We start from the raw sequence: 12567 nt of genomic DNA on the forward strand, positions 1-12567 counted from the left end.
GTTATACTACATGGATATGTGTCTACATACATTCAACTAAATCCATATGAAAGGAGGCATTCATTTGAGAGAAGCAGGTTTTTGGGTTAGATTAGGAGCAAACTTGTTAGATGGAATTATCGTTTCAATACCTTTAGCCATTGTTGTAGGTGTACTGACAGGAAATTTTGATAATGACGAGCCTTTAGCTAAACTACTGAGTGGATTATATTCCATTTTATTACCTGTATTATGGAGTGGCCGAACGATAGGAAAACGTATTTGCGGAATTCGAATTCGAAAATACGATACACATGAGCCCCCTGGAATTGGATCCATGCTCATGCGAGTTGTTGTTGCAGGACTGGTATATGGAATCACATTTGGCATTGGTTTCATTGCGAGTGTCATCATGGTTGCTGTACGAGAAGACAAACGTGCAATACATGATTTTATCGCAGGTACCGAAGTTGTCTGGGACTAAAAATGAGAAAGCGAGCCCTGGCATAATATATTCGTTATATTCAAATCCATTCATATTCACCCACGTTACAGACGATGAACAGTGTTCATCGTCTGTTTTTTTGTGATGTCAGAAGTACAGTCACAAACCCGCGCCAACACTGCAAATTCAAGGCATTGCAGAAGATTATATAGAGAATTCGTCTATCGTTTTGGCTAAATGATCATTTGATTCTGACGAAATCAACATGTCATTTCATCTTTTGCGAATATCGCTACAGTGCGCTCTCCCTTACTCTGAGGTAGAGCACAGACATTCCCAAAAGGTGGAGGATAAGGTCCATGAGAAGAAAAGTGTTATCTACGAGTTTGATGATCCTGTTATTAGGTACAACGATCCTGGGGTGTTCGTCCGGAGACAGTAAAACGGGCGAAGCTGAAAAAGAGACACCAAGCGGATCAACGGAAGCAACAACCTATCCGATTCAAACGGATAAGACGCTTACGTACTGGGGTGAAATTAACGGAAACTTGATCGGGGTCAAAAATTCGCACAGCGAAATTCCATTCTTTCAAAAATGGCAGGAAAAAACCGGTGTGCCACTCAAATTCACGGCACCACCGACAGGTCAGGTCAGAGAATCCTTTAACGTGATGCTGGCATCCGGGGATTTGCCAGACATGCTGGAGTACAATTTCATCGGAGATTTCCCCGGTGGACCGGAGAAAGCCATCAATGATGGTTACATCCTCAAGTTGAACGATCTGATTGACCAGTATGCTCCGAATCTGAAGAAATACCTGCAGGACAATCCGGACATCGACAAGATGGTCAAAACGGACAGTGGCAGCTACTATGTATTCCCTTTCGTTCGGGGAGATGAGTATCTTCGTGTCTTCCAGGGACCCATCATTCGTCAGGATTGGCTGGATGAGTTGGGACTGCCTGTTCCGGAAACGATTGATGAGTGGACAACAACTCTAAGAGCCTTCAAAGAGAAAAAAGGCGCAGCCGCTCCGTTCTCTGTAGTAAGTAAGCCACGATTCTTTAACGATTCCGGTAATGGTGCTTTCCTTGGCGCCTTCGGTGTAAACCGCGGATTCTATCAGGAAGACGGACAGGTCAAATTTGGTCCTGCGGAAGAAGGTTTCAAAGAATACTTGACGTTATTCCAGGAATGGTACAAAGAAGGTTTGATTGATAAAAACATCTCCACAGCAGATACCAAATCCGTTGACGGTAACCTCGCTTCGGGTGCTACTGGCGCTAGTGTTGGTAACGCAGGCGGAGGTATCGGCAAATGGCAGCCGCTCGTAGAAGCAAATGATCCGGATGCCGTTCTGGTCGCTGCACCATATCCGGTACTTAACAAAGGGGATATTCCTAAATTCGGCCAGCTTAATCAAGGTTATGCCTCGGAAGGTACGGTTGCCATCACGACGGCAGCCAAGGACCCGGAACTTGCCGTTCGCATGCTGGATTATGGTTACAGTGAGGAAGGGCACATGTTCTTCAACTTCGGTGAAGAGGGTGTCAGCTATAACATGGAAGGCGATTATCCGAAATTCACGGACTTGCTGCTGAAGAATCCGGATAAACTCGCTCCTGCACAAGCGATTTCACTATATGCCCGCAGCAGCTATAACGGTCCGTTTGTTCAAGACAAACGTTATGCCGAGCAGTTCTTTGCATTACAGACTCAGCGCGATGCCATTGATGTATGGAAGAATACACAGGCCGCCAAATATAATCTGCCTTCAATCACACCTACACCTGAAGAAAGCTCCGAATATGCGACCATCATGAATGATATCAACACGCTCGTCGATGAGATGACCATCAAGATCATTCTGGGTAACGAACCAGTGGATCAATTCGAGAGCTATGTTGCAAAAATGAAATCGTTACATCTGGATCGAGCTATTGAAATCCAAACAGCAGCACTCGAACGCTACAACAACCGGTAATTGTAAAAGGGGAGGGCACTAGCCCTCCCGATTGAAAAGAGGTGAAAAGGTACATCATGAGCAATCGTCAATCCTTTAGAAGCCGGTTCATGCGGGACTTCATGATGAACAAGTATTTATATATCATGATGATTCCCGTTATTGGATATTATTTAATATTTCATTACGGTCCGATGTACGGTGCAATTATTGCCTTTAAAGATTATTCTCCGATGAAGGGTATTTTGGGGAGTGATTGGGTTGGGCTGAAACACTTTGAAGAGTTTTTCAACAGTTATTATTTCTTGCGTGTTCTGAAGAACACCCTTCTTATCAGTTTATATACGCTGGTCTTTGAATTCCCCGCACCGATTATTTTGGCGCTGCTCATCAACGAAGTACGCAAGCGTGCGTTCAAGCGGGTCGTTCAGACGATAACGTATATGCCTTATTTCATCTCTCTCGTCGTCATATGCGGTATTATTACGGACTTCACGAACGCGGATGGTTTAATCAACCGCCTTATCATGATGCTTGGATATGACGGTCAGGCGATGCTGCAAAAGCCGGAGCTGTTCCGTCCGATCTATGTTCTGTCTGAAATATGGCAGCGGATCGGTTGGGAATCCATTATCTATATCGCTGCGTTGATGAGCATCGACCTGGAGCAGTATGAAGCGGCGAAGATAGACGGAGCGAGCCGTCTCAAGCAAATGTTTCACATTACGCTACCCGGATTGCTGCCTATTATTACGATCATGTTCATTCTCCGGATGGGTAATATGCTGAATGTCGGGTTCGAGAAAATCATTCTCCTTTATAATCCGGTGACCTATGAAACGGCTGACGTAATCTCCTCCTTCGTATATCGAAAGGGATTGTTGGAGTTCGGATGGAGTTACAGCTCGGCAGTCGGTCTATTTAACTCGGTGATCAATCTCGTTCTTCTGATTTCGGCGAACTATATCAGCCGCAGAGTGAGTCAAAACAGCTTATGGTGAGGTGGTAACTTTGATTAAGGAAAGCGGTTGGTTTGACCGAATCTTTACGATCTTCAATTATACGTTTCTAATCCTGCTCGTCATCGTCACATTGTATCCACTGCTCTACGTGTTATTCGCGTCCTTAAGTGATTCGGCGCAGCTGTTAGCAAACAAAGGTCTCCTGTGGAAGCCGGTCGGCTTTAGTCTGGAAGCATACAAGAGTGTACTTGCCAATCCAGGTATAGCCACAGGTTTCCGCAATACATTGTTTATTCTTGTGTTCGGCGTTATCGTCAACCTGTTCATGACTGCGCTTGGTGCGTATGTGCTATCCCGTAAAAACGTGATGTGGAACAAGGTGTTCATGTTCTTTATCGTGTTCACAATGTTCTTTGGCGGTGGGTTAATTCCACTGTACCTGGTTGTAAAAGGCGTCGGCCTGTTAGATACATTGTGGTCGACCATTCTGCCTTTTGCCATCAGCACATTTAACCTGATCATCATGCGAACGTCATTTATGGGCATACCAGACAGCCTGGAAGAGTCGGCCAAGATTGATGGAGCGAATCACTTCACCATTTTGTTCCGTATCATTATTCCGTTGTCCATGCCAGTCATTGCCGTGATGATTCTGTATTACGCGGTCGATAAGTGGAACGGGTGGTTCTATGCATCAGTATTTATCAAAAGCCGAGAACTGTTCCCACTGCAATTGGTGCTGCGTGAGATTCTGATCGCCAATTCCACGGAGAGTATGTCGGCCGGTGCTTCGGCTGGGGATCGTTTCCAGATCGGGGAAACCATCAAGTATGCGACGATTATGGTAGCGACGATACCAATCCTTTGCATCTATCCGTTTTTGCAGCGCTTTTTCGTGAAAGGTGTCATGGTTGGTTCATTGAAAGGTTAATCAAGAGAATTTAATAACGGTAAGGAGGTATGAGGTTACATGAGCGTATTAAATGAAGTGAACAAAGACGTGTGGGATCAGATTAAAAGTAAAGCCGATCAGATGCTTGCAGCCATAGGTGAAAAGTCTCCGCATGTCGCTGGAGCAAATGGCATCTATGACGACATGAGAATCGATTGGTGGACCTCGGGATTCTGGCCGGGTATGTTATGGATTGTGTACGATATGACGGGTGATGAGAAATATAAAGAGGCTGCATGGAACTGGGATGAACGGCTATCGGAACAGTTTCTCGAAAATAACTACTTTGATCACGACGTGGGCTTTCATTTCCTGCCTACGGCTGTCATCAAATACAAGCTCACCGGAGATACCGATGCCGCAAGGCGTGCCTTATTTGCCGCCAACTTTCTGGCTGGCCGTTTCAATACCAAAGGCGGCTTCATCCGGGCTTGGAATGGAGACATGCTGGGCTGGTCGATCATCGACACCATGATGAACCTGTCCTTGCTCTTCTGGGCATCTGAGGAAAGTGGAGATCCTCGTTTCAGCCACATCGCCAAAGCTCATGCGGATATGGTCATGAAGCAATTTGTGCGGGAAGATGGTTCTGTGCATCATATCATTCGCTTTGATCCCGAGACAGGTGAACGTGCAGAAGCGATAGGGGGTCAGGGAGCGGCGCCGGATTCGGCATGGAGTCGGGGAGCGGCTTGGGCTTTATATGGATTAACGAATACGTATCGTTATACAGAGGACCCGGCATATCTGGATGCTGCACAGCGTGTGGCGAACTTCTTCATTTCCAGCCTGCCTGAGGATAGCGTTCCGCATTGGGATTTCCGTGCTGAGCCGGAAGAAGGGGAGGAGATTCCACGGGACAGCTCTGCTGGTGCCATTGCTGCTTCCGGATTGCTTGAGCTAGCAGATATACTTCCTGATCCGGAAGGCAGACTCTATGCTACTGTTGCCAAACGTATCCTGAGTTCCCTGCGGGATCATTATGGAACCTGGAATCTTCCTGAGCACGAAGGTATGCTTCTCAAGGGAACCGGTCATAAACCGGCAGGACAGAACGTAAACGTCTCACTCATTTACGGTGACTATTTCTACGTCGAGGCGAGTGCCAAATTAAACGGTTGGAAGCACCGCATTTTCTAAAAAATTTATAAAGAATATTTAAAAAAATTCTCAATTTGATACCGAATTGATACCGAATGCCCGATAGACGAAATTAGTCTATTCGGGCTATTTGTGCTTGATTTGACGGGGAAAATCAGTGGTGGCTACCCTTTTTGTCAATCGAATTGAACTTTTTATCTATATCCCAATTGCGCTCTTACCGTTATAATAAATTCCTGATCCAAACATAGATAATCTACGAAGAGTTGGGTGATGAGTTGTTGCTAAACATTCGATATTTGTGGCAAAAACGAGAAAGCATAATTGTGACCTGGCTTGTCTCTTACAGTGCTGTCTTGATTGTGCCGATTCTGATCAGTTTGGTTATTTACATGCAAGCAAATGAGACTTTGAAGAGTGAAATACATCGGGCCAACGATTCTTTATTGAAGCAGATGCGATATACAATCGATACACAAGTTGATCTGATGAAGCGGTTAAACATGGAGATGACGTGGAGCCCAAATCTGCAAACGTTGATGTATTCCAATCAGCCGGCCAAAGAGGCGCCGTATACGGCATACCAACTGGTAAAGGAACTCCGTCTCTATAAAACATCCTACGCATCCATCGATGAATTCTACGTCGTGTGGAAAAAAGATCAATCCATTCTCCGTTCAGGTAATATTCGGGATATGCGAACGGCATTTCATACCATACATAACACAGGTGCAATGTCTTTCGAGGCGTGGCGGGATCAGATTCTGGGTACAGAGACGAATCAATTCGTTATACTGCCACATCAGAATGCAGCTCCGGCGGAGTCTTCCATTGCGTACATTACACGTCTGCCTGATGATTTGAATGGTCAGGAGACCGGTACGGTTGTCGTCATGGCGGATACGCGAAGATTCCAGGAAGCAATTGAGAGCATTTCGGGTTTTAGTGATGCCACGCTGCTGATTCTGAACCAGAATAACGAGATTCTGATGAGCAATCATCCGGGGTCAGAGGAATTGAAGCCATTCATGAATGGCAATCAGGTTCAATTGGATAACGCCAAGGTAGGCAAGTCGGAGATGTTCTACATAGACTCTGCGGTATCCGATCTCAAGTACGCATTGATTATTCCCAGCAGCCTATATTGGGAAAAGGCAGTGTATGTCCGCAATTTTACGTATATCAGCATCGTAGTGAGTCTCATTAGCGCGGGTGTACTGACCTGGTTCTTCATGCGCCGGAATTACTCCCCAATCCAACAGCTCGTGGAATCACTAAAAGACAAAAATAGTCAGAACGAACCTGCTGATCGGAACGAACTTCGGTTTATACAGAAGGTCATCATGAACACACGTTCAGAAAAGAATGAGATTGCCCAGCAGTTGCAGAAACATCAGCAGGTGCTGCGCTCCAATATGATTAATCGGCTTCTCAAAGGCAAACAGGATACGCTTGTGCCTTATGAAGATGCATTCCGTTCATTCCATATGCCGCTGTATTCAAGTGAATTTGCTGTTATCCTATTTGTTATCGAGAATGAAGAGAATCTCTATGGAAAGCTGCCAGGTATTGATATCAACGAACGAAATAAGCTAATCCATCTCATTATTTCCAATGTGGTTGAAGAACTGGCTTCAGAGCGTCAGCACGTCGGATATGTGGCTGAAGTTGATGATATGATGGTCTGCCTTGTAAATATGAAAGCGGATTCTTCGGATTGGAACCAGGATCTTCATCACATTGCGGCAGAAGCGCAGCGATTCCTGGAACGTTATGATATGGAATTGACGATCTCGATCAGTGGACGCCATACGTCGTGGATTGGTATCGCCGAAGCATACCAGGAAGCTGTAGACGCGATGGAATACAAAATGGTGCTTGGCAAAAAAGGTATCATTACCTATGGCGATGTCCGCAGCGATGCGATGGCGGATGACCCGTTTGGCTACTACTATCCGCTTCAGGTGGAACAGCAGCTTCTTAATTTCATCAAAGCGGGAGATACCGACCAAGCCAGCGCTTATATGAACGAGATTACAGAGCGAAATTTTGATAAACCGATTATGTCTCTCACCCTTGCACGTTGCCTGATTTTCAACCTGGTAGGTACAATGATCAAGGCTATCAATGATCTGGGGGACAGGGATAACCATACGCTAACCCAATACCCGCATCGGATTGAGGACATTATTGCCGGGGATACCATTCAGGAGATGCAGGAGGCATTGCAGAACTTGCTTGAGGAGGTATGTTCCTATGCCGCTGACAAGCGCGCAACGAATGTATCACAAGAACGTGAGGATTCCCTGCGTCATCTCAGTACCCAAGTCACACAGTATATTGAGAGTAACTATACAGACGCGAATTTGAACGTCAACGCCATTGGTGAGCATTTTGAGCTGAAGGGCAGTTACTTGTCCAAACTCTTCAAGAATCAGACTGGTGAGGGTCTGCTGGACTGCATTCATAAGTGCCGTATCCGACAGGCTAAAGAAATGATTGAGCATAAACAGGAATCCATTACAGAAATATCCCGATTGGTGGGGTATAACGATGCAGCAACTTTCATCCGAGTGTTCAAGAAATACGAGGGTATTACGCCCGGTAAATATAAAGAAATCAGTTGATTGATTTGAAAGGAGACCGGAACATGAACGTAAAGAGAAAGTTGGCATTCATAACAAAGTTGACAGGATTCATCCTACTGCTTGGCATGCTGACTGCTTGCGATCAGAACGGAACAGATTCAGATGCCAAGCTGGAAGAACGTTCCGGCTCATCAGAGTATCAGACCGTCTCAATTGCTTCACCCAATGACGATGGAAAATTAACTTACTGGGCAGAATTGAATGGCAATGCAGCGAGCATAAAGTCCAGCTTTAATGAAGTTCCTTTTTTTCAGGAGTGGCAGCGGAGAACCGGAGTCAACCTTCAATTCATCCGGCCTCCCGCCAATCAGGCCAAAGAAGCGATTAATGTGCTGCTTACGTCCGGAGAGCTGCCGGATATGATTGAATACGAGTGGAGCAATTATCCCGGTGGGCCGGAGAAAGCGATCAAAGATGGATATATTCTGCGATTAAACGATGTTATTGATCAATACGCACCTCATCTGAAGCAGTACCTGACGGAGCATCCAGACATTGATATGCAGATTCGCACAGCGAACGGAAGTTATTACGCGTTTCCTTTTATTCAGGGAGATGATAAGCTGCGAACCTACCAAGGGCCGATTATCCGGAAGGACTGGCTGGATGAACTTGGACTTGATGTGCCAACAACGATTGACGAATGGCATACGATGCTTCAGGCATTTAAGGACAAAAAGGGAGCTGACGCCCCGCTTACTTTTCTAGGTGTTCCGAATCCGTTGTTTGGTATCGAAGGTGGAGGTTTTATTGGCGCTTTTGGCATTAAAAAGGGGTTCTACGTGGAAGATGGCCAAATTAAGTTTGGGGCACAAGAACCTGAATATAAGGCGTTTCTATCCTTATTTCGTGAATGGTATGCGGAGGGACTCATTGACAAGAATCTAGCTGCCGTCGATTCGGAGACTCAGGATACAAACATGACCACAGGACGCAGCGGCGCGAGTATCTGGAATGCAGGGGCGGGGATTGGTACATGGCTACCCATCTTGCAGGAGACGGATCCCCATGCAAAGCTTGTGCCAGCGCCATATCCTGTCATGAACAAAGGAGATCGCCCGAAATTTGGTCAACTTGCTCCCGCTATCGGTTCCAGTGGGGTCGCCATATCCAGCAACAGTCATCATGTAGAAGAAGCAGCACGGATGCTCGATTACGGGTATGGGCCTGAGGGACATTTACTGTTCAACTTTGGTATTGAAGGTGTTAGTTTTAAGATGAAAGACGGGTACCCGACGTATACGGAAACTATTTTGAAAAACCCTGATAAGTGGTCGCCGGCGCAAGCGCTTGCGATGTACACCAGAGCGAGTTATTTCGGTCCATTTGTGCAGGATACGCGATATATGGAGCAATATTATATTTTGCCGGAACAGAAAGAGGCGGTGCAGTTATGGTCCAGTACGGATGCTGTTCTCCATCAGGTACCAACCCTGCCCAAAACCGAGAAAGAAAGCACGGAGATGTCTGTCATCATGCAGGAAGTGAATAAAGTGGTGGACGAGATGTCGCTGAAAATCATTTTTGGTATTGAGCCGGTGGATGCTTTCGATACGTATGTCGAGCAAATCAAGTCATTACAGATTGATCGTGCGATTGAGATTCAACAACAGGCATTAGAGCGATATAATCGCGCTGTATCCTCTAAATAAACCCTTATATTGTATAAAATGGGCATTGAAGTGTCGTTTTTGTTGATGTAATTTCGTTTCCTCGTGCTCTACAATCGATTATGACATGCTGAGTTGGCATGCACATGACTCTTGCTTGAGCAGGATCGGAGGTGACTATAGGGTTTCTTGAAACCGCTCACATACTCTGAAATCCAAAAGGAGGAGAACGAAAGCATGCGTAGAAAGTGGCCTTTTTTATTGTTGGCATTTACGTTGACTGTCGGATTGTCTGTACCTGGAGTCCATGAGGTTCGAGCGTCAGAAGGTGACTCACAGCTATCTATTGATCGTGCGGGTGAGAATCTGTCTCTGGGTACGGATGGCAGAAGCAGACTCTATCCAAACGATTGGTATCCTGGATTTAAAGATGAACAGGGAAGGTTTCTGCATGACTTTTCGTATGCCGGTTATCGGCGTGGGGAAACAGAACTACCTAAAACGCCTAAAAACAAACGTATCGACGTTACCAAATCACCTTATTTTGCCGATCCTTCAGGGAATCGAGATGCAACACAGGCTATTCAAAAGGCAATTGATGCTGCTGTTGCGTTAGGTGGGGGTGTCGTGTATCTTCCCAAGGGTACATATCAGGTTAACCCTCAGGACGGCAAGGATTATTCACTAAACATTCCTGCAAGTCGTGTGGTCCTGAAAGGTGACGGGATGAACAAGACTCATATCTATAATGCACAGCAAAATATGAAAAACAAGGATATTATCCGGATCGGTAACGGAGATTGGAAGAAAACCGGAATTTCTACGAAACTTCGCAAGTCGGTTACTGATCCAACCGTCCTGCTACCCGTTGAGGACACAAGCGGGTTTGCGGTGAATGATTACGTGGTCATTTCATTCGAAACGACGCCGGGTTTCTTACGGGAACTTGGCATGCAAAACAAGTGGTCGTCACGTCTTGGTAAAGTAGAACCGTTATTCTATCGCCAAATCGTGGGCGTAGATCCGGAGAATAAAACGATCACGTTAGACATTCCGACACGTTATCCTATGAAGCTGCGCGATGATATCACAATTAGTCAGACCGCAGATCCGATTGTCGAAGTAGGTTTGGAGGATTTCTCGATTGCAAACATTCAAAATGCGAAGTCGGGGCTTGGTGAAGATGACTTCAAAGTCGTTGGGACTGCTGGATATGAAGCCGATAATGCTAAAGCTGTCAATGTGATTGCAGTGGCCAACAGCTGGATTCGAAATATTAACACCTATAAACCAGCTGGCAATACAGATTATCAGCTGTTGTCCAAGGGTATTATTCTGGATCGTACGAAGAACGTCACTGTGGATCATGTAACCATGCAGTACCCGCAGTATCGTGGAGCGAATGGGAACGGTTATTTATATCAATTTATTGGCAATGATAACCTTATCAAGAACAGCAAAGCGATAGGAGCTAGACATAGCTTCACATATGCCAACTTCTCTGCGAACGGGAATGTCCTGCAAGGTTCGTATTCTGAGAAACCTTCATTATTAACTGATTTTCATATGTATTTAAGCATGGCGAATCTTGTCGACAACCTGGTAGTTAACGGGGACGGGATCTCTGCCATTACACGGGATTATGGATCATCCGAAACGAATCGTCATGGAGTGGTAACCACGGAAAGTGTGTTCTGGAATACGACCGGTCAGGCGGCACACCCTAGTAAATCCGGCGTTATTGTAGAATCAGAACAATTCGGGAATGGATATGTCATTGGAACCAAAGGAAAGGACACCGGCGTGAACGTCAACATTGTCGGTTCCATTCCGGATGCGAATACGCAGCCATTTGATATGGCGGAAGGCATTGGGGAGGGCGATCGTTTATCCCCGCAAAGTTTATATCAGGATCAGAGCAAGAAGCGCATCAAAGATATTCATCTGGGGCTTCAATCCCTGTTGGTGAATGGCGAAGCTATTGGGGGGATGCAGTTCTTAAGAACGGATTACGTCCACACTTTGCCTTATGGTACAACTGAAACGCCGATCATCTCTGCAAAAGCTTATGCCAAGGATGCAAAGGTTAAAATTAAGCAACCGCAAGGAACTACTGGAACTGGAGAGATCACTGTATCCTATCGGGGTTACATCCAGAACGTGCGAGTGAAGTTTAAGATAGCTGATACACCCGTACTTCCAGAGAATATCTCCATAAGTCCCAATAAAACAGTACCCGGCTGGAGAGTCGCAGGGAATGCGATCAGCGCAGGCGGAAGCGGAGAATTATCCTCGTTTCTAACATTAGATAATGGAGAAATCGTAAACATCGCAGAATTGAATGTTCCTGTAACGTACACATCAAGTGATGATACGATTGGATATACAGAAGGAACTACATTCCATGCGCTAAAAGCGGGAAAGGTCGACATCATCGTGAGCTGCGTCTTTAATGGCGTATCGGTCGAGGCACGGGAGAAATTTGAAGTCAAAGAGGCTATGGCAGAGCCGGAAGGACCGTTCGCCGTTGTAACCAAAGTTACGGCAAGTGCAGATGATGGCAATCTGCCGATCCATACGATTGATCGTGATCCAGACTCCAGATGGTCTGCAGATGGAAAGGGCCAATACCTGCAATTGGAGCTTGAGCAACAGACTCAAGTAGGGCAGGTAAGCATTCAATTCTATAATGGACATACGCGATCCAATTATTTCGATTTGGAGATATCAACTGATGGTATTAATTACCAAAAACTATTAAGTAATGTGGCCAGTAAAAAACAGGCGGCTTATGAAACATTTGAATTTGAACCGATTCAGGCCAAATTCATTCGTTATGTCGGGCAAGGCAACGAATCCAATACCTGGAACAGTATTATTGAATTTTGGGTACACGAGAATTAAAA

Annotated in this window: 8 protein-coding genes; all 8 read left to right on the forward strand. The window is 45.6% G+C overall.

Annotated elements, in window-relative coordinates; genetic code table 11:
* Positions 1–46: 46 nt before the first annotated feature.
* Entirely contained in the window at positions 47–463 is a 417-nt protein-coding gene (locus tag PTQ21_RS21510; RefSeq protein WP_420800339.1) for an RDD family protein, read from the forward strand.
* Between the two features lie 320 nt (positions 464–783).
* The gene (locus PTQ21_RS21515) at positions 784–2409 is read left to right on the forward strand and encodes an extracellular solute-binding protein (RefSeq protein WP_274567075.1); all 1626 of its coding nucleotides are present in this window, start codon (positions 784–786) and stop codon (positions 2407–2409) included.
* A gap of 56 nt (positions 2410–2465) precedes the next feature.
* The gene (locus tag PTQ21_RS21520) at positions 2466–3389 is read left to right on the forward strand and encodes an ABC transporter permease (protein ID WP_274567077.1); all 924 of its coding nucleotides are present in this window, start codon (positions 2466–2468) and stop codon (positions 3387–3389) included.
* A 10-nt stretch (positions 3390–3399) separates the two neighbouring features.
* Positions 3400–4281 carry a carbohydrate ABC transporter permease gene (locus tag PTQ21_RS21525; protein ID WP_063563855.1) on the forward strand — a complete coding sequence of 294 codons (882 nt, stop codon included), beginning with the start codon at positions 3400–3402 and terminating at the stop codon, positions 4279–4281.
* Positions 4282–4383: 102 nt separating this feature from the next.
* A complete protein-coding gene (locus PTQ21_RS21530) occupies positions 4384–5442 on the forward strand; it encodes a glycoside hydrolase family 88 protein (RefSeq protein WP_420800381.1) in 1059 nt (352 codons plus the stop codon).
* Positions 5443–5729: 287 nt separating this feature from the next.
* Positions 5730–8030 carry a helix-turn-helix domain-containing protein gene (locus tag PTQ21_RS21535; protein WP_274567080.1) on the forward strand — a complete coding sequence of 767 codons (2301 nt, stop codon included), beginning with the start codon at positions 5730–5732 and terminating at the stop codon, positions 8028–8030.
* A gap of 23 nt (positions 8031–8053) precedes the next feature.
* Positions 8054–9703 carry an extracellular solute-binding protein gene (locus PTQ21_RS21540; protein WP_274567081.1) on the forward strand — a complete coding sequence of 550 codons (1650 nt, stop codon included), beginning with the start codon at positions 8054–8056 and terminating at the stop codon, positions 9701–9703.
* A 195-nt stretch (positions 9704–9898) separates the two neighbouring features.
* Positions 9899–12565 (forward strand): discoidin domain-containing protein, encoded by a 2667-nt coding sequence (locus PTQ21_RS21545; protein WP_274567082.1) that lies wholly within the window; start codon positions 9899–9901, stop codon positions 12563–12565.
* Positions 12566–12567: the final 2 nt, after the last annotated feature.

The sequence above is a fragment of the Paenibacillus marchantiae genome (assembly GCF_028771845.1).
Taxonomy (GTDB): Bacteria; Bacillota; Bacilli; order Paenibacillales; family Paenibacillaceae; genus Paenibacillus; species Paenibacillus marchantiae.